Origin of the sequence: Phenylobacterium sp. (assembly GCF_030693405.1) — a bacterium.
GTDB lineage: Bacteria > Pseudomonadota > Alphaproteobacteria > Caulobacterales > Caulobacteraceae > Phenylobacterium.
This window is the reverse complement of record NZ_JAUYAW010000010.1, coordinates 30,772-48,202: the sequence shown is the minus strand read 5'-3', so window position 1 is coordinate 48,202 and position 17,431 is coordinate 30,772. Positions and strand designations below refer to the sequence as shown.

The 17,431-nt window shown below is 67.6% G+C and carries 15 protein-coding genes; 6 read left to right on the top strand and 9 right to left on the bottom strand.

Annotated elements, in window-relative coordinates; genetic code table 11:
* Window positions 1–117 precede the first annotated feature (117 nt).
* A complete protein-coding gene (locus Q8N19_RS01610) occupies window positions 118–510 on the top strand; it encodes an acyl dehydratase (protein ID WP_293320571.1) in 393 nt (130 codons plus the stop codon).
* A gap of 42 nt (window positions 511–552) precedes the next feature.
* Here the strand turns inward: Q8N19_RS01610 and Q8N19_RS01605 are convergent, their stop codons facing one another.
* The gene (locus Q8N19_RS01605) at window positions 553–1,365 is read right to left on the bottom strand and encodes a SapC family protein (RefSeq protein ID WP_305587893.1); all 813 of its coding nucleotides are present in this window, start codon (window positions 1,363–1,365) and stop codon (window positions 553–555) included.
* 196 nt (window positions 1,366–1,561) lie between these two features.
* Between Q8N19_RS01605 and Q8N19_RS01600 the strand changes: the two genes are divergently transcribed.
* Together Q8N19_RS01600 and Q8N19_RS01595 are read left to right on the top strand one after the other, a co-directional pair.
* Complete coding sequence (locus Q8N19_RS01600) at window positions 1,562–2,449, top strand: MaoC/PaaZ C-terminal domain-containing protein (RefSeq protein ID WP_305587892.1); 888 nt, start codon at window positions 1,562–1,564, stop codon at window positions 2,447–2,449.
* A gap of 56 nt (window positions 2,450–2,505) precedes the next feature.
* Complete coding sequence (locus Q8N19_RS01595) at window positions 2,506–3,297, top strand: phosphatase PAP2 family protein (protein ID WP_305587891.1); 792 nt, start codon at window positions 2,506–2,508, stop codon at window positions 3,295–3,297.
* Here Q8N19_RS01595 and Q8N19_RS01590 read toward each other — a convergent pair.
* The 4 genes from Q8N19_RS01590 to Q8N19_RS01575 all read right to left on the bottom strand — a co-directional run bounded on the left by Q8N19_RS01590 (window position 3,294) and on the right by Q8N19_RS01575 (window position 9,254).
* Window positions 3,294–3,821, bottom strand: coding sequence for a GNAT family N-acetyltransferase (locus Q8N19_RS01590; protein WP_305587890.1), 528 nt, complete (start codon window positions 3,819–3,821; stop codon window positions 3,294–3,296). The genes Q8N19_RS01595 and Q8N19_RS01590 overlap by 4 nt on opposite strands.
* Before the next feature lie 40 nt (window positions 3,822–3,861).
* Window positions 3,862–4,740, bottom strand: coding sequence for an N-carbamoylputrescine amidase (aguB, locus tag Q8N19_RS01585; RefSeq protein ID WP_305587889.1), 879 nt, complete (start codon window positions 4,738–4,740; stop codon window positions 3,862–3,864).
* A complete protein-coding gene (locus Q8N19_RS01580; RefSeq protein ID WP_305587888.1) occupies window positions 4,740–5,744 on the bottom strand; it encodes an agmatine deiminase family protein in 1,005 nt (334 codons plus the stop codon). The genes aguB and Q8N19_RS01580 overlap by 1 nt, the downstream gene beginning before the upstream one ends.
* 159 nt (window positions 5,745–5,903) lie before the next feature.
* Window positions 5,904–9,254, bottom strand: a complete 3,351-nt coding sequence (locus tag Q8N19_RS01575; RefSeq protein ID WP_305587887.1) for a TonB-dependent receptor — start codon at window positions 9,252–9,254, stop codon at window positions 5,904–5,906.
* Window positions 9,255–9,461: 207 nt separating this feature from the next.
* Here Q8N19_RS01575 and Q8N19_RS01570 point away from each other — a divergent pair, with 207 nt between their 5' ends.
* Window positions 9,462–11,009, top strand: coding sequence for an ArnT family glycosyltransferase (locus tag Q8N19_RS01570; RefSeq protein ID WP_371133766.1), 1,548 nt, complete (start codon window positions 9,462–9,464; stop codon window positions 11,007–11,009).
* Here Q8N19_RS01570 and msrA read toward each other — a convergent pair.
* From msrA to Q8N19_RS01550, 4 genes are all read right to left on the bottom strand, one after another.
* On the bottom strand, window positions 10,984–11,586 hold the full coding sequence (gene msrA / locus Q8N19_RS01565) for a peptide-methionine (S)-S-oxide reductase MsrA (protein WP_305587886.1): 603 nt from the start codon (window positions 11,584–11,586) through the stop codon (window positions 10,984–10,986). The genes Q8N19_RS01570 and msrA overlap by 26 nt on opposite strands.
* Before the next feature lie 64 nt (window positions 11,587–11,650).
* Window positions 11,651–12,295: a 3-oxoacid CoA-transferase subunit B gene (locus Q8N19_RS01560; RefSeq protein ID WP_305587885.1), complete on the bottom strand. Its 645-nt coding sequence runs from the start codon at window positions 12,293–12,295 to the stop codon at window positions 11,651–11,653.
* Entirely contained in the window at window positions 12,295–13,029 is a 735-nt protein-coding gene (locus Q8N19_RS01555; RefSeq protein ID WP_305587884.1) for a CoA transferase subunit A, read from the bottom strand. Before Q8N19_RS01555 ends, Q8N19_RS01560 begins: the two co-directional genes overlap by 1 nt.
* A 91-nt stretch (window positions 13,030–13,120) precedes the next feature.
* A complete protein-coding gene (locus tag Q8N19_RS01550; RefSeq protein WP_305587883.1) occupies window positions 13,121–13,795 on the bottom strand; it encodes an OmpA family protein in 675 nt (224 codons plus the stop codon).
* Window positions 13,796–13,910: 115 nt separating this feature from the next.
* On the opposite strand from Q8N19_RS01550, the gene Q8N19_RS01545 reads away from it, so the two are divergent.
* On the top strand, window positions 13,911–14,846 hold the full coding sequence (locus Q8N19_RS01545; RefSeq protein WP_305587882.1) for an isopenicillin N synthase family oxygenase: 936 nt from the start codon (window positions 13,911–13,913) through the stop codon (window positions 14,844–14,846).
* An 89-nt stretch (window positions 14,847–14,935) separates the two neighbouring features.
* Window positions 14,936–17,401, top strand: a complete 2,466-nt coding sequence (locus Q8N19_RS01540) for an ATP-binding protein (RefSeq protein WP_305587881.1) — start codon at window positions 14,936–14,938, stop codon at window positions 17,399–17,401.
* Window positions 17,402–17,431 lie beyond the last annotated feature (30 nt).

Genomic DNA, 17,431 nt, shown 5'->3' with positions numbered 1-17,431 from the left:
GCAATATGAGGCCAGATGGGCGCGGCCCGCAAACATGCGATTCGCGAGCCCCGTCCCTTTCGCCTTTACGGGGTTTGGGGCCGGATGGTTTCATCGCGGGTCAGCAGAGGGGCGGCCATGCCGGGGTCATTCGACGATATCGAGATCGGACAGGTGGTGGCCCTGGGCGCCGCGGCGGTGGACGCCCGGGCGCTGGACGCCTTCATCACAGCCTTCACCCCCGGCTGGACGGCCGATCGGGGCGCGCCCGACGCCATGGTGTTCGCTATCTGGGCCAGGCTGGACGGTCAGGCCGCCGTGGGCTGGCCCCAGACCAAGCGTCTGGGGGTCGACGCCCTGCGCTGGGTGCGCAATCCGCCGCCCGGCGAGCTGCTGCGCGCACGGATGACAATCATGGGCAAGGACCCGGTGGGCGAGGGCAAGGGCATCATCATCGCCCAGCACGACCTGCTGGACGAAGCCGGGCGGCTGGTCTTTTCCTGCCTGACCCGAAGCATCTTCTCCCGATAGACGCCGGGCGACGTCCAACGGGAGAGAGACAAGCCGTCTGGCCTAGCTGTTGGCGGCCTGGGGCGCCTGATTCTGAAGCTGCAACTGGCGGTTCATCGACAGGGCGACCAGCCGGTCCCACTGGGCCAGGGAGATCAGGTGGGCGAAGATCTGGTTCAGGGCGCCCGACTGACGCAGGTCCATGAACTTTTCGGCCGGCAGGGCGCGCAGGCGCTCTTCGGAGACGCCGAAATAGTCGGCCAGCTTCTGGGCCTCGCCCGGCGTGCCGTCCTCATTGACGGGCGTGTAGTAGGATTCTTTGGACTCAAACAGGTCCAGGGCTTTGAGCAGCTGGACGAAGTTCTGGGTCTTCTGCCGCTCCATCTCGTAGTTGTTGCAGAAGGTCAGGCAGTTCTGGGTGTACTCAGTCGGCTCACCCTTTTCGTCGAAGAAGGGCAGCTCCGGGTCGGTCTCGGCGAAGAAGGCCGCCGAACGGTCGACGCACAGGATCGACTGGCCAGCCTGGGCGTCGTTGGCGAAGACGAAGGGGTAGCGGCGCACATAGGCCGGCACATAGACGCCCGCGTCGAACACGCCGGTGGGCAGGACGAAGATGTTCTCGTCATGGTTCAGACCCATCACCTGCAGAGGGGTCTTTTCCTCGCCCACGAAGATGATCGGGCCATTGAGCACCGCCAGCTGGAATTCCGAAACGGTCAGCGGCACCAGATTGTGCTTGGCCGCGAAGCTGAAGGGCCCGTCGATGCGCTTGACGCCCATACCCTTGTGGGTGGTCGGGTTCAGCGGCTCGGGCTGGTTGTAATAGAGAACATTGCCGGTGAGTTGGCCCGTGGCCGATGGGGTCGTCTCGGTCATTAGAAACCTTCGAGGATTCGGGGGCCCGACGGGGCCCGGAAGGCCCGCGCGCGGAGCGGTCGGGCGCTTCTAGCCGATCAGGGCAAGGGCGGCAAATGCCAGGACAGATGCTTGCGTCGCGGCCTCTGTGCCGGTTCAATCAGCGCCATAGAAGAGCAGCCCCATCCTTGAACGGGCTCCGGAGGAACATTTTAACATGCCTATCTTTTATCCCGACATTCTCGACCAGCGTACGGCGCCGCGCACCTTCACCTATGGCGACAAGGACGTGATGCTCTACGCCCTCGGCGTCGGCATGGGTCAGGACCCCATGAACGAGACGGAGCTTCCCTTCGTCTATGAGAAGAACCTGAAGGTCATTCCGACCGCGGCCACCGTTCTGGCGGCCGGCGCCCGGGCCTCGGCAAACGCCGGCCCCGCCCCGCAGATGCCCGAGGGCCACCGCCCCAGCCAGATCAATTTCCTGATGGTCGTCCATGGCGAGCAGAAGGTGGAGCTGCACAAGCCCCTGCCGACCAAGGGGACCTTCACCGTCGAGGGCCGCACGGTCGGCGCCTATGACAAGGGCAAGGACAAGGGCGCGGTCGTCATCAATGAATCGGTCTGGACCGATGAGAATGGCGAGAAGGTCGCCACCCTGACCTCGTCGACCTTCGCCCGCGGCGACGGCGGATTCGGCGGTCCCACCGAGGGCGCGCCGGAGCCGCACAAGGTGCCCGAGCGGGCGCCGGACATGTCGGTGGACTTCACCACCCGTGAAGACCAGGCCCTGCTCTACCGCCTGAACGGCGACCGCAACCCGCTGCATTCGGACCCGGACTCGGCCAAGCGCTCGGGCTTCCCGCGGCCGATCCTGCATGGTCTGTGCACCTACGGCATCACCTGCCGCGCCATTCTGCAGGCGGTGACCGACTTCGATCCCGACCAGATCAAGAGCCATCAGGCCCGCTTCTCCGCGCCCGTCTTCCCCGGCGACACCATCACGGTGGACATCTGGAAGGACGGCAAGGAGATCAGCTTTGAGGCGCGGGTGAAGGATCGCAACGCCACGGTGATCAAAAACGGGCTGGCTGTCCTGCGCTAGGCCAAAGCCATCTCGGAACGGTTCCCCCTCAGGGGGAGCCGTTCTAGAGAGGGGAGATGATCCGTATGCATCCCGCTCTCGCCGCCCTCGCCTTCGCCGCCGGGATTTCGGCCTGCGCCGCCGCCCCGACGACTGCGCCAGCGCCCTTGGCCGACGCCAACAGCCCGACGTTCGTCCCGCCGGAGATCGACGGCTATCTGACCGCGAACGACCTGGACGGCGTGAGCCTGATCGGGCCGCCGCCGGCGCCTGACAGCCCCCGCGGCCGGGCCGACGCCCAGCGCTTTGAAGAGACAAGATCCCTGGAAGGCACAGCCCGCTGGGCCAAGGCCGCGGCCGACGCCGACCTCTGGGGCGGCAAGGCGCTTAAGGGCTATGCCTGCGCCTCAGGCCTGGACATCAGCCCGCAGACGACCCCGGTCACCGCCCATATCCTGGAGCGGGCCGAGCAGGACGTCCGCACGGTGAGCACCCCGGCCAAGGACCACTATGCCCGCCTTCGGCCGCTGATCGGCAATGACAAGCCCATCTGCGTTCCCCGGGCGCCCTGGATGGAAATCAACGCCTCCTACCCCTCAGGCCACTCCATGACAGGCTGGGCCTGGGCGCTGATCCTGGTGGAACTGGCGCCCGACAAGGCCGGGCCGCTGCTGGAGGCCGGTAAGGAGATGGGGGAATCCCGGGTCATCTGCGGCATGCACTATCCCAGCGACGTGGAGGCCGGGCGTGACCTGGCCGCGGCCATGGTGGCCCGCATGCGCGCCAATCCCGCCTTCCGCGCCGACATGGAAAAGGCCCGCCGCGAGGTGGCCCGCCTCAAGGCGCCGCCGAGCGGCTGCGCGCTCTAAGGGGTCGCGACCCAGACCCAGGAAGGCCGGAAGGGATCGTCCGCCGGCGCATTAGGATTTTCGAAGTCGAGATCGGGACGGCGGACCAGGCCAAGCCGCTCCATGACCGCCTGTGAGCGCAGGTTGTGCGGGCTGGTATAGGCCCAGACCTCCGGCAGGCGCAGGCGGCCGAAGGCGTCGGCGAGGGCCGCGGCGGCGGCCTCTGTGGCGTAGCCCTGGCCCCAGGTCTGCGGGATCAGACGCCAGCCGATCTCCGGCGTGCCGGCGATCGGCTGGCTCTCATGGGCGGGCATGACCCCGCACCAGCCGAGCACCGCGCCGTCCGAGCGCCGCTCGACGCAGAACCGGCCATAGCCCAGGCGATCGAACGTCTCCTCGACCCGCGCCAGCCGGGCGTCGGCCACCTCAGGGCTCAGCACCCCGCCCAGCCAGTCCATCACCTGCGGATCGGCGAAGATGGCGTGGAAGGCCGGCCGGTCGTCGTCGCGCCAGCGCCGCAGGATGAGCCGCTCGGTCTCGATCATGGGCGCAAACCTAGGCCGCAGGCCCGGCTCGCGCCAGGGCTCAGGCCGGTCGCGGGCCGGTCAGGTCGCCGTAGAGGTCGGTGCGGCGATCCCGGAAGAACCCCCAGGCGGCCCGGTGAGTGGTCAGAAAGTCCAGGTCGAACTCGGCCGCCAGCACGCCCTCCTCGTCCGCGCCGAACTCGGCCACCAGGTCCCCGCGGTGATCGGCGATGAAGGACGAGCCATAGAACCGCTGGCCGCCGCCGGGATAGTCCGCCCAAGACTCGAAGCCGGTGCGGTTGGCGCCGACCACCGGGATTACGTTGGACACCGCATGGCCCTGCATGGCCCGGCGCCAGGGGGTGGCGGTGTCCAGGGTTTCGTCATGGGGCTCAGACCCGATGGCGGTAGGATAGAACAGCACCTCGGCGCCCATGAGCGCCATGGCCCGGGCCGCTTCGGGGTACCACTGGTCCCAGCAGATGCCGACGCCCACCTTGCCGAACCTTGTGTCCCAGACGCGGAAGCCCGTGTCGCCGGGGCGGAAATAGTACTTTTCCTGATAGCCCGGCCCATCGGGGATATGGCTCTTGCGATAGACCCCCATGGGCGAGCCGTCGGCGTCGATCATCACCACGCTGTTGAAATAGTGCGGCCCTTCGCGCTCATAGATCGAGATCGGCAGCACGATCCCCAGTTCGGCCGCCAGGGGAGCGAGCGCGGTGACGCAGGGGTGCTCGCGCCAGGGATGGGCGGTGGAAAACCAGCGCTCCTCTTGGGTGACGCAGAAATAGGGACCCTGGAACAGCTCGGACGGCAGGACCACCTGGGCGCCCTGGCCGGCGGCCTCCCGGATGAAGCCTGCGGTCTTCTTGATGTTGGCGGCGAGATCCAGGGAGTAGCTGGTCTGGATCGCGGCGACCTTGATGATACGGGCCATCAGGCGGGCTCCTGCTGGGTTATGCAGTGGAAGGAGCCGCCGCCCGTGAGGATGGCGGCAGACGGCAGGCCGATGACCTCGCGGTCGGGAAACACGGTCTTGAGGGCTTCAACGCCCATTTCGCCGGGGCGCTGCGCATAGGTGGGCACGATCACCGCCCCGTTGGCGATGATGAAGTTCATGTGCGAGGCGGGCGTATAGTCGCCATCAGCGTTCTCGATCCAGCCGGGCGAGGGGATGCGCACCACCTTCAGCCGCTCTCCGCGGGCATCGGTCATGCCGGCCAGGCGCCGGGCGGCGTCGTCATAGGCGTCCATGTTCGGGTCGCCCCGGCCATAGGCGACCGGACAGACCACCACGCCCGGCGCGACGAAGCGGGCCAGATTGTCCACATGGCCGTCGGTGTGATCGTTCTGCAGACCATCCCCCAGCCACAGGGTCTTGCGCACCCCCAGGGCTGCGGCGAGCGCGGCCTCGGCGACGTCTGCGCTCCAGCCCGGATTGCGGTTGGCGTTCAGCAGGCACTGGCCCGTGGTGAGCACTGTGCCAAACCCGTCATGATCCAGCGCTCCGCCCTCCAGGATGAAGGCGTTGGACGCGAGCGGCACGCCGGCATGACCGGCGATCTGGCCCGCGACGGTCTCGTCGTGGGGATAGACATACTTGCCGCCCCAGCCGTTGAAGCGGAAGCCCCGGGCGCTCCAGCCGTCCCCCTGGCGGGCGAAGATGGGCCCGGTGTCCCGCAGCCAGATGTCGCCGAAGGCGCCGGGGATGACTTCGATCCCGGCCTCGCCGTCCAGCAGACGCCGGGCGTCAGCTTCGCCTTCGGGAGAGCCGGTCATCAGGCGCACCCGCTCCTGGCCGGGGCCAGCCAGGGCGCGGGCCAGGGCGGCCACCTCGGCCTGGGCCTGGGCATAGTCCTCTCCCCAAAGATCCTCATGGCTGGGAAAGCCCAGCCACATGGCCCGGTGCGGCGCCCATTCGGCAGGAACGACAAGGCTCATCAGTATTTCCCTCTCACGGGCGCGAGCCCGTGGGTCAGACAGAACGCGCGCAGATGGGGGTCGCGGGCGGCAAGGTCAAGCGTCGCCTTGAAGCCCGCGCCCACGAAAAAGGGGGCGGCTCGAAAGCCGCCCCCCAGGTCTCGTTCCGATCGGGATCGATCAGAATTCGTAGCGCAGGCCGACCTGGACGGCCCAGAGCGACTTGCCGTTGTTGTCGATGTTCTCGCGCAGGCCATTGGCGTTGAAGTTCGAGTACCGGTAGCGCGCGCAGGTCGGGTCGCCGCTGGCCACCGCGGTTCCGGCGGCGTTGGCGCAGCTGACGCTGACCAGATTGTTGACGTCGGTGTACTCCTCCACGATGCCCCACTCGTCGTTCAGCATGTTGAGAACGTTCTGGAGGTCGAGGACGAGGCGGAACTTGTGGCCCGGGAAGTAGGACGGCAGTTCCTGGCTGAGCTGCAGGTCGACGAGGTGAATGTCGTCGTTCTGATAGTAGCCCTTCGGAACGATCTGGTTCTGCGGCAGGCCGAACTGGTTGACCGCCCGCAGGAAGTTGTCGCGGGTGGAGACATCGGCGAAGCGCACCAGCCCATAGTCGAGCCCGCTGGCGCCACCATTGCCCGACATGTCCGGCACATAGAGCAGGTGGTTGGAGCCGCGGTTGACGCCGAACACCGGGCCGCGGCCCGAGGACAGATCGCCCATGGTGAAGGTGGTGCCGCGGCCCGAGCGCTTTTCAGCAAACAGGGTGGCGCGGGTTTCTAGATCCCACAGGAAGGACCGGGCGTAGCTCGCCTGGAACTTGAAGCTGTGCTCGATCTCTTCGTACGAGGAGCCGTAGGCCGGCTCGTTCGGGTCCTGCCCCGCCGGCGACTGGTAGCTCGAGCTCTGGGTGGAGCTGAACCGCAGGGACGAGGAGAAGTCGTCGATGTTCTGGTAGGTATAGCTGCCCACCACATCGAGACCGAAGTCGAAGGACTTCTGCAGCGAGACAGCAGCGACCAGACCCTTGCCCTCGTCGGTGTTGAAGATGACGAGGTCGCGGGCGGAGCCGAGGTTCTGCGAAGAGATGCCCGCCGCAGCCCGTTGCGCCGCCGTGCCGCCGACGCCGTCATAACGGATCCGGCCGTCCGGGGTGAACTGGCCGACGCCATTCACGACAAGCTGATTGGCGCGGGTGTCGCGGACATAGAGGCCGTTGCGCACCTGGGTGCCGACCACGTCGAGGCCCAGGTTCCAGCCGTCCCACAGCTCATACTGAGCGTTCAGGAACACCTTCCAGTCCGAGGGGAACTGGAAGCCCGGAGCGAAGGCGGCCACTTCCGTCGTGGGGGAGGCCGAGCCGCCGCCCTGGAAGGCCCGGACCGCGGCCGGGATGTCATAGAAGGTCTGGGGGTTGGCGCGCGCCAGGTCGAGGGCAGCAGAGCCGATGGTCTGGTTGAAGCCCGGCGTGCCGGTCGTCTCGATGAAGCCGGTGGCGGTGCGCTGAATGTCCACGCCCGAGGTCAGGAAGCCCGCGCCGCCGCCGTAGGAGTTGGAGGCCAGCACGTCAGGCACGCCGCCGGAGAACAGACCGCCGCCGATCCGAACCTTCAGCCGGTCGGTGGCCCGCCAGTCGATGGAGACCCGCGGCATCATCACGCTGCGGCCGTCATAGGTGGTCTGGTTGGAATAGCCGTTGCGGGCCAGGAAGTTGACGTTCAGCGGCGGCTTTTCGTCATTGGTGTACCAGTCGTAGCGCAGACCAGCCGAGACCGTCAGGTCCGGGGTGATGTCGTAGGTGTCCTGGAAGAAGACCGAGTTCAGGCGGTACTTCAGGGCCGCGGCGGCGTCGCGGGTGCTCAGGCTGCCGATGGCGTCGGTGTAGCGCAGGCGGCTGGCCCGGCCGGCAGCGAAGTCGGCGATGGAGTCGAAGTAGTACTGGCCATCCTGGGTCGGGATGAAGATGTTGAAGATCTCCTGCTCCTGGGTGGAGAAGCCGAACTTCAGCAGGTGCTCGCCGAGCGCCCATTCAGCCTTGAGCTGGACCGTCAGGTTGTCGGTGGCCAGTTCGTTGGCGTGACGGAACTCGTCGGGACCAAAGCGCAGGATCGAGGGGTTGGCGGCGCCGGCCAGATCGCAGGTGGTGGCCGACCCGCCGCTGGTGGGCGCCAGGCAGACCTGGACGTCGGAGAACTCCTGGCCCGACGGGGGCAGCTGGCGGCGCTCATAGTCGCGCAAGGTGACGCGCAGCTGGGTCGAGAAGTTGTCGGTCCAGTCCGAGTTCAGCTCACCGGTGTAGGAATAGTCCTCTTCACCGGTCAGGTACCACTGGGAGTCGAGACCCGCGGTCGAGGTGGTGATGTTGGTGCGCTGATAGACTTCCGACAGGGCGTAGCGCGCCGTCAGGGCCAGACGATGCCGATCGGTCAGGTTCGCGTCGATCTTGAACGAGTACTTCTCATCCAGGATCGGCTTGGTGCGGGCGATCGTGCCGACGTCAAATTCAGTGGCGTAGTTCGCGTCAAAGATGCCGGTGACCTGGTCGATCAGGGCCTGATTGACGCCGCGGACGGAGTTGGCGAAGCCCGCGCCTTCCGGACCGGTGGAAGTCGTGTCGGTCGACTCATAGATTTCGTAGGAGGCGGCGAAGAAGACCCGGTCCTGCCAGATCGGGCCGGACAGGAAGGCGCCCCAGTTGTTCTGGCTGACCTGCGAGGGGATGTCATTGCCGCGGATCGAGCGGCCGACCATGCCGTCATTGAGGTAGTTGACGAACAGGCTGCCGCTGAAGTCGTTGCCGCCGGACTTCAGAACGACGTCGAGGGCGCCGCCGGAGAAGTCGCCGTTCTCGACATCGACGGGAACTGCGTCGACGGTGAACTGCTCGACCGCGTCCAGCGAGATCGGGCCGCGGCGGGTGGGCGTGCCGCCGGTGTTCAGGCCGAAGTCGTCCTGGGCTTGAGCGCCGTCGATGGTGATGCGGTTGTTGCGCGGATTGGAGCCGGCGATGGAAATGCCGCCGTCGCCGCGGGTGTTCTGGGTGACCAGCGGGCTGCGGCGGGCGAGATCGCGGATGTCGCGGGTGACCGAGACGACGCTTTCGATCGCGGTCTCGTCAAGCACCCGGCGGACGCCAGTGCTGGCCTCACCCGGGGTCGCAGTGACGACGAGTTCGGAGACTTCCGAGAAGAGGTCGAAGCTCAGGCGGGTGGTTTCGCCGAGCGTCAGGAACACGTTTTCCTGGGTGCGCTGGCCGTAGCCGGGCGCCACCACCGTAATGGTGTAGGGACCGCCGACGCGCAGGCCGCGGGCGTCGAACACGCCCTGGGCGTTGCTCGTGGTGACCGACCGGGTGTTGGACGGCGTGTGGACCACGGTGATCGTGGCGTTTCCGACCGGGGCCCCCGCCTCGGTGATTACGTCGCCGCGGATCGCCGCGGTGGTTTCCTGCGCGTAGACCGCGCTGCCCATGGCGCAGACGAGCGCCGTGAGAGCTGCGCCGCCGGCGAGCCGCTTCATAGAAGTCATTGTGAGATTCCCCTCTCCATCGAGCCCCGGAGCGGGCGTACGCACAATCGCCCCGAGTCCGGCGCTCTATACAGCCAAGTGGGCCACTTGTAGGTGATGGATTTATGACGGCGGTGACCTGTTGTGACGGCGCCACACCGCAAGGCGCCTGGACCTTTACAGCGCCTCCTGGGCGAGCAAACGTCCGCACCGTTTCGGGAGCCGCCCTTGTCCAACGCCGCCACGCCCTCGCCTGCTGATCCCGCCATGGCCGCCTGGCGGATGGCCCTGTGGATCACGGTCGCCCTGACCGCGGTGCGGCTGGCGGCGATCTTCATCACGCCGCTGGAGCTCTATCCCGATGAAGCCCAGTACTGGCTGTGGTCGCGGACCCTGGATTTCGGTTATTTTTCAAAGCCCCCCATGGTGGCCTGGGCCATCTGGGCGACGACGCTCGGCAGCGACGCCGAGCCGTTCGTGCGGCTGTCGGCGCCGCTTTTCCAGGCGGCCACGGCGCTCGGGGTGTTCGTGCTCGCCCGGCGGCTCTATGGACCTGAGGTGGCCCTGGCGGCCTGCGCTCTCTACCACCTGATGCCCGGCGTCCAGCTGTCCGCAGCGGTGGTGGCCACCGACGCGCCCCTGCTCGCGGCCCTGGTCTGGGCCCTGGCGCTCTATGTTTATCTTCCGCAGACGGAGGGACGGCGGCGATGGGTCGCAGCCGCCGGCGCCGGGACCCTGCTCGGTCTGGCCTTCCTGTCGAAGTACGCCGCCATCTACGCTTTGGTCGGGGTGGGCTTGCACCTGCTGATCAGCCGGGAGGCCCGCCGGGTCTGGACCCCAGGCGCCATCGTCGCCGCGGCCGGCGCGACAGCGGCGGTCATGGCGCCCAATCTGATCTGGAACGCCCGGCATGGCTTTTCCACGGTCACGCACACGGCGGCCAACGCCAACTGGAGCGCGGGCGACCTGTTCCATCCCGGGGCCATGGTCGAATTCATCGGCTCCCAGTTCGGCGTCTTCGGCCCCATCCCCTTCGCCGTCCTGGTGGGCGGCGCCGCCCTGCTGGCCTGGCGGCGCCGGCTGACGGCGGCCGACCTCACCCTGCTCTGCTTCGCCCTTCCGCCCTTCCTGATCGTCACCTTTCAGGCCCTGCTCAGCCGGGCCAACGCCAACTGGACGGCTGCGGGTTATGTGGCGGGCGTGATCCTGGTGGCCGCCTGGCTGCTGCGCTGGCGGGCCAAGGGGTGGTTCATCGCCGCCCTGGCGACCCAGGGCCTGCTGGCGGCGGCCTTCCTCGCCTTCGTCATCTCACCGGACCTGGCCGAGCGGGCGGGGATGGCCAACGGCTTCAAGCGGGCCAAGGGCTGGTCGCAGATGACCGAGGCGCTGACCGACCGGGCCATGCATGATCTGCGGGTGAGCGCCATCGCAGTGGACGACCGGTTCATGTTCAACGCCGCGGCCTATTACGGGCGGGACTATTTCGCCCGGCCGGACGCTGCGCCACTTCGCATGTGGGTGCGCACCGCAAGCCCGCAGAACCAGGCCGAGGCCGAGACGCCCCTGACGGCGGCGGACGGCGACCGCATCCTGGCGCTCAGCCTGGAGCCGGACTTCACCGCGGAGATGAAGGCCGATTTCGCCTCAGCCGGCGAGAACGAGTTCGTCAATGTCTGGCTGGATGGCGAACGGAGCCGGCGGGCGGAGATCTTTGTCGGCGAGGGCTTCGCGCCTCAACCGCGAGACCCGGTCACCGGCCTGCCCATACGGCCTTGATCGCCCGCTCGCGGCCACAGCCGACCTTGTAGGCCTGGTAGCGGCCGGGGTTTTTCTCGGCGAAATCCTGGTGATAGGCCTCGCCCATCCAGAACCGGGCGGCGGGGCGGATTTCGGTGGCCACCGGCTTGCCCAGCGTCCTGGCCACCTCGGCCTTCACCCTCAGGGCCGCGTCGCGCTCGGCGCCGGAGGCATAGAAGACCGCGGTCCGGTAGGAGGGGCCCTGGTCGCAGATCTGGCCGTTGGGGTCGGTGGGGTCGATGCGGCGGAAGAAGCCCCGGGTCAGCTGCTCATAGCTGAGCCTGGCCGGATCATAGACGACCCGCACGGCCTCCAGATGCCCCTCATGATTCTGATAGGTGGGATTGGCCTTCGCCCCGCCGGCATAGCCGACCACCACATCGACGACGCCGGGGATCTGCTCCAGCTCATGCTCCACCGACCAGAAGCAGCCGCCGGCCAGCACGGCGACCGCCTGGCCAGGCGCCACGGGGGGCGGGGTCTTCGCTGGCGCGGCGGCGGCGGTGAGGAGGGCCAGCGGGCCGAGCACCATGGCCGCGAGGGTCGAGGTCTTCATGGGCGTCCTTTCAGCGGGGGCGAGAGGGCCTTTAGCCATCCCTTCGTCGCCCCCTCTGGAAGGGTTACGCAAACGCGACCTCGAAGGACGCCTCGGTGCGGGCGCGAACCTCATCGAGGGTGACGCCCTCGGCCAGCTCCACCAGACGCAGGGGCGAGCGGCCGCGGTTGACCTCGAACACGCCGAGGTCAGTGATCACCAGATCGACGACGCCCTGGCCTGTCAGGGGCAGGTTGCAGGCCTTGACCAGCTTGGGCGCGCCCGACTTCTCGCTGTGCTCCATGACGATGACCACGCGCTTGACGCCGGCCACCAGATCCATGGCGCCGCCCATGCCCTTGACCATCTTTCCCGGCACCATCCAGTTGGCCAGGTCGCCATTGGCCGCCACCTGCATGGCGCCCAGGATGGACAGGTCGATATGGCCGCCACGGATCATGGCGAAGGAGTCGGCCGACGAGAAATAGGACGAGGAGTCGAGCTCGGTGATGGTCTGCTTGCCGGCGTTGATCAGGTCGGCGTCCTCCTCCCCCTCAAAAGGAAAGGGGCCCATGCCCAGCATGCCGTTCTCGCTCTGCAGGGTCACCTCGACCCCGTCAGGGATGTAGTTGGCCACCAGCGTCGGGATGCCGATGCCCAGGTTCACATAGAAGCCGTCCTGCAGCTCGCGGGCCGCGCGGGCGGCCATCTGGTCCCGTGTCCAGGCCATCAGACTTCCCCTCCGGCGCCAGCGCCCTCGACGGCCCTGGGCCGTGTGGTCACGCGCTCAATGCGTTTCTCGAAGGCCGCGCCCTCGAATATGGCGTCCACATAGATGCCCGGCGTGTGGATATGATCCTTGTCCAGGTCGCCCGTCGCCACCAGCCGCTCCACCTCGACCACCGTCTTGGCGCCGGCCGTAGCCATCATGGGGTTGAAGTTCCGGGCGGTCTTGCGGAAGACCAGATTGCCGGCGCTGTCGCCCACATCGGCCTTGATGATGGAAAGGTCGGCGGTCAGGCCCCGCTCCATCACATAGAGCTCGCCGTCAAATTCGCGGACTTCCTTGCCCTCGGCCACCAGGGTGCCGACGCCGGTCTTGGTGAAGAAGGCGGGGATGCCGGCGCCGCCGGCCCGGATGCGCTCGGCCAGGGTGCCCTGCGGATTGAACTCCAGCTCCAGTTCGCCGGAGAGATAGAGCTGCTCGAACAGCTTGTTCTCCCCCACATAGGAGCTGATCATCTTTTTGATCTGGCGGTTCTCCAGCAGGACGCCGAGGCCGAAGCCGTCGATCCCGCAGTTGTTGGAGATCACCGTCAGGTCCTTCACCCCCTGGGCGCGGATCGCTGCGATCAGATTCTCAGGAATGCCGCAGAGGCCAAAGCCCCCGGCCATGATGGTCATGCCGTCGAACAGCAGCCCATCCAGGGCCTCGGCGGCGTCTTTGCGAACCTTGTTTGCCATGCCCCATACTACGCCGCAGCGCAGCAATTGGGAAAGTCCGGAAAACCGGCGGCCTCCGCTGAAGCCGCCGGTCTCAAGGTCTTAAGTCAGATCAGTTGGTCAGGGGCCGCAGGATGATCTCCACCCGGCGGTTCTGGGCGCGGCCCTCAGGCGTCGCATTGGTGGCGCGGGGCTGGCTCTCGCCGCGGCCTTCCACATAGAGACGGTCGGGGTTCACCCGGCCGCGGTTGACGAGGTAGCCGGCCACCGAACCGGCCCGGCGCTCGGACAGGGCCTGATTATAGGCGTCGGCGCCGGTGGAATCGGCATGACCGACCACGTCGACCAGCGTCTGGGGATAGGCGTTGAGGGTGCGCGCGACATCGTCGAGCACGGGGTAGAAGCGCGACTGGATGTCGGACTGGTCGACGGCGAAGGTGACGTCGCTCGGCATGTTCAGGATGATGTTGTCGCCCTGACGGATGACATCCACGCCGGTGCCGGCCAGCTGCTGGCGCAGCTCGGCCTGCTGACGGTCCATGTAGTTGCCAGCGGCCGCGCCCGCGAGGGCGCCGACGCCGGCGCCGATCAGGGCGTTCTTGCGACCTTCCGAGCTCTTATTGGTGTTGGTCAGGTAGCCCAGCGCAGCGCCGCCGAGCGCGCCGGCCAGGGCGCCGGTGCCGGTGTTGTTCCGCACCTGCTGGCCGGTATAGCCATCGGTGGTGGTGCAGGCGGCCAGCGCAAAGGCGCCGATAAGCCCTACTGAGGCTGCGGTCAGGTGACGCATTTGATCTCTCCGGGAGTTGTTATGGCTACAGCAACGCTAGGCCCCCTTACGAAGTTCCGATATGGCGGATTTAAGTCCGCCACGTGACGCCGCTCCGCGACCTGAAGGCTTCAAATTGACCACCGACACGATCATTCCCGTCTCGTTCGACGCCTATGACACCGATTTTGCAGGCTTCGCCCAGGCCCTGGGGGACTCCTTCACGCGCTACGGCTTCGCCGTGATCGGCGATCATCCCCTGGAACAGGCGAGGATCGAGGGCGCGCTGGCCGCCACCAAAGCCTTCTTCGCCCTGCCGGAGGCCGCCAAGCGCGCCTATGTGGTGGGCCAGGGCGGGCAGCGGGGCTACACCCCGTTCGGCGTTGAAACCGCCAAGGGCGAGACCCACCACGATCTGAAGGAGTTCTGGCACATGGGCCGGGACCTGCCGACCGGCCATCCCTATGCCCAGGTGATGCCCCCCAATGTCTGGCCAGGCGAGGTTCCCGGGTTCCAGGATGAGGTCAGCTGGCTCTATGGGGCGCTGGACGCCATGGGCCTGAAGGTGCTGGAGGCCCTGGCGGTCTATCTGGGTCTTGATCGCCAGTTCTTCGCGCCCACCGTCGACCACGGCAATTCGGTCCTTCGGCTGCTGCACTATCCACCGACCTCAGGCGAGGGCCCGCACATCCGCGCCGCGGCCCATGAGGACATCAATGTCATCACCCTGCTGCTCGGCGCCGAGGAGGCCGGGCTGGAGGTTCTGCGCCGGGACGGCAGCTGGCTGGCCATCAACCCGCCGGCCGGCTCCCTGGTCTGCAACATCGGCGACATGCTGCAGCGGCTGAGCAACCACCGCCTGCCGTCCACCACCCACCGGGTGGTCAATCCCGCCCCGGAGCGCCGCGGCGTGGCGCGCTACTCCACGCCGTTTTTCCTGCACTTCAATCCGGACTACGAAATCAGAACCCTGGCGGGCTGTGTCGATGAGACCCACCCCGACCGCTATCCCGAGCCGATCACCGCCGACGGCTACCTCCAGCAACGTCTGCGGGAAATCAAACTGCTCTGATCAACCGCGGGTTTTTTACACTGACCACCAAAATTTAACCCGCCATGCGGCAGTCTGCCCAGTCATCGGAGGGCAGACGCGTCAGCGCCATGGTCGACTTTCCAGCCGCCATAGAGGCCAGAGCCCGTCGCATCGCGATGATGAGCGCGCTGGACCTGTCCGCCCTGAAGACGCCCTTCGAACGGATTGGCCGACTGGCGCGGGCCCTGGTGGGCGGGGGCCTGGGCGACGTGATCCTGATCGATGGGGATCACACCTGGCACGCCAGCGCTGATGACGGGTTTTCCCGTCAGATCGCCGCCCACCGCTCCTTTGCGGGTCTGGCCGCCCAGGCAGAAGACGTCATGTGGATCCCCGACGCCCGGGCCGATCCGCGGTTTTCCGACCACCCCTATGTGACCACCGAGCCCTTTGTCCGCTTCTTCGCCGGCGCGCCCATCCGCCTGGGCGACGGGGGCGCGGTCGGCGCGGTCGTCGTGGCCGGGGCCGAGGCCTGCGCCTATGATGAGAGCCTGGCGGCGTGCCTGCGGGATCTGGCCGCCATGGCCGCCGGAGAGTGCAGTCGCCATCAGGCGGTGAACGACCTCGCCCAGGCCCATCTCAAGGCTCAGGCCGCCCAGACCCTGATGGCGGCCTTTGTGGAGACCGCGCCGGTCGCCCTGTGCCTGACCGACGCCGACATGCGGGTCATCCAGGCCAGTCCGCGGTGGCGCACCGAGCGGGGCATCGATGACCCGATCGGTCGGATCATTTACGACGTGAACCCGCGCACCAAGCGCTGGCGGGCGGTCTATGAACGCTGCCTTGAGGGCCACACCGCCCAGTACGAGCGGCTGGCGGTGGAGAATGATGATGGCCAGCAGCGCTGGCTGCGGGTGGAGATCACCCCCTGGCGCGACGGGGACGGGGCGGTGGCGGGCCTCCTGATCATGTCGGTGGACATCACCGACTCCGTAGCCGCCCTGGAGGAGGCCCAAAGGTCCGAAGAGCGTCTCAAGTTCGCCCTGGAGATCGGCGACCTGCAGATGTGGGAGATGGACTACCGGCGAAGCGTGCTGACGGCGGCGGGCGCCCGGGGTCTTCACAAAGGGGCGACGTTCCAGGACGTCGAACAAGGCATCTGGGAGGCGGTCCACCGCGCCGATCGCCCCCGGCTGATGGCGGCTTGGGACCGACATGTGCGTCATGATGAGCCGTTCCACGAAACCTACCGCCTGGTGCCCCCCGGCGGCGGCCCGGCGAGGTGGACGAGTTCGGCGGCGCGGGCGTTCAAGGACGCCGGCGGACGGATCGAGCGTGTGGTCGGGGTCATCCGCGACATCGACCGCCAGAAGCAGGACGAACTCGAACTCGTGAAGGCCAAGGAGGCCGCCGAGGCCGCCAACCGCGCCAAGAGCGAATTCCTGGCCAATATGAGCCACGAGATCCGCACGCCCCTGAACGGGGTCATGGGGGTCGCCGGCGCCCTGGCGCGCACACAGCTCGCCCCCCGACAGGCGGAAATGGTCGGGCTGATCGAAACCTCGGCCCAGACCCTCGAGGCCCTGCTGTCAGACATCCTTGATCTGGCCCGCATCGAGGCCGGACGGCTGGAGCTGCGGCCTGAACCCTTCGACCTGGGCGCCTCGGTGGCCGCCTGCGCGGCTCTGTTCCAGCCCAGCGCCGAGGCCAAGGGCCTGGACTTCCAGGTCGTCATCCACCCGGACGCCGAGGGCGAGTACCAGGGCGACGCCGCGCGACTGCGGCAGATTCTCTCCAATCTGCTGGGCAATGCGGTGAAGTTCACCACCCAGGGCTCCGTGCGCCTTGAGGTGACCAGCGCGCAGGGGGCGGCCGGACCTCACCTGGTCTTCCGTGTCGCAGACACCGGCATCGGCTTCGATGAGGACGCGCGCCAGCGTCTGTTCGGGCGCTTTGAGCAGGCCGACGGTTCGATCACCCGCCGCTTCAGCGGCACCGGCCTTGGCCTGGCCATTTCCCGCTCCCTCGCCGAGGCCATGGGGGGAACCCTTTCAGCAGACTCCCAACGTGACGCGGGCTCGGTCTTCTCCCTCACCCTAGACCTGCCCCGGGCTGCAGGCGCTGCTGAGGCCTGGAGGCGCGACGCCGACGCCGCCAGGGGGCCGGCGCCCCTGGACGGAATGCGGGTCCTCCTGGCCGAAGACCATCCGACCAACCGTCGGGTCGTGGAACTGATCCTTGGCGCCGCGGGTGTCCTCCTGACCTCTGTCGAGGACGGCGCCCAGGCGGTGGCCGCCTGGGAGGACGGAGCCTATGATCTCGTCCTGATGGACATGCAGATGCCGGTCATGGACGGTCTGAGCGCCATCGGTGAAATCCGCCGGCGCGAACAGGCCCAAGGGCGTGAGCGGACGCCGATCTACACCCTGACCGCCAACGCCATGCCCGAACACGGCCTGGCGTCCGCCGAGGCCGGCGCCGATGGCCACGTGACCAAGCCGGTCACGGCCGAGCGCCTGCTGATGGCGGTGGACGATGTCTGGTCGGCGCGGGCGTCAGTTGACGAGGTCGCCTGCCCCGCAAAGCTCGCCTGAACCTGAGCCCCGCGACGAAGACGACACTCA

Bases quoted from the DNA above. Each gene is read 5' to 3' on its own strand.
- Q8N19_RS01610 (WP_293320571.1), top strand. From the start codon at position 118: ATGCCGGGGTCATTCGACGATATCGAGATCGGACAGGTGGTGGCCCTG.
- Q8N19_RS01605 (WP_305587893.1), bottom strand. From the start codon at position 1,365: ATGACCGAGACGACCCCATCGGCCACGGGCCAACTCACCGGCAATGTT.
- Q8N19_RS01600 (WP_305587892.1), top strand. From the start codon at position 1,562: ATGCCTATCTTTTATCCCGACATTCTCGACCAGCGTACGGCGCCGCGC.
- Q8N19_RS01595 (WP_305587891.1), top strand. From the start codon at position 2,506: ATGATCCGTATGCATCCCGCTCTCGCCGCCCTCGCCTTCGCCGCCGGG.
- Q8N19_RS01590 (WP_305587890.1), bottom strand. From the start codon at position 3,821: ATGATCGAGACCGAGCGGCTCATCCTGCGGCGCTGGCGCGACGACGAC.
- aguB (WP_305587889.1), bottom strand. From the start codon at position 4,740: ATGGCCCGTATCATCAAGGTCGCCGCGATCCAGACCAGCTACTCCCTG.
- Q8N19_RS01580 (WP_305587888.1), bottom strand. From the start codon at position 5,744: ATGAGCCTTGTCGTTCCTGCCGAATGGGCGCCGCACCGGGCCATGTGG.
- Q8N19_RS01575 (WP_305587887.1), bottom strand. From the start codon at position 9,254: ATGACTTCTATGAAGCGGCTCGCCGGCGGCGCAGCTCTCACGGCGCTC.
- msrA (WP_305587886.1), bottom strand. From the start codon at position 11,586: ATGAAGACCTCGACCCTCGCGGCCATGGTGCTCGGCCCGCTGGCCCTC.
- Q8N19_RS01560 (WP_305587885.1), bottom strand. From the start codon at position 12,295: ATGGCCTGGACACGGGACCAGATGGCCGCCCGCGCGGCCCGCGAGCTG.
- Q8N19_RS01555 (WP_305587884.1), bottom strand. From the start codon at position 13,029: ATGGCAAACAAGGTTCGCAAAGACGCCGCCGAGGCCCTGGATGGGCTG.
- Q8N19_RS01550 (WP_305587883.1), bottom strand. From the start codon at position 13,795: ATGCGTCACCTGACCGCAGCCTCAGTAGGGCTTATCGGCGCCTTTGCG.
- Q8N19_RS01540 (WP_305587881.1), top strand. From the start codon at position 14,936: ATGGTCGACTTTCCAGCCGCCATAGAGGCCAGAGCCCGTCGCATCGCG.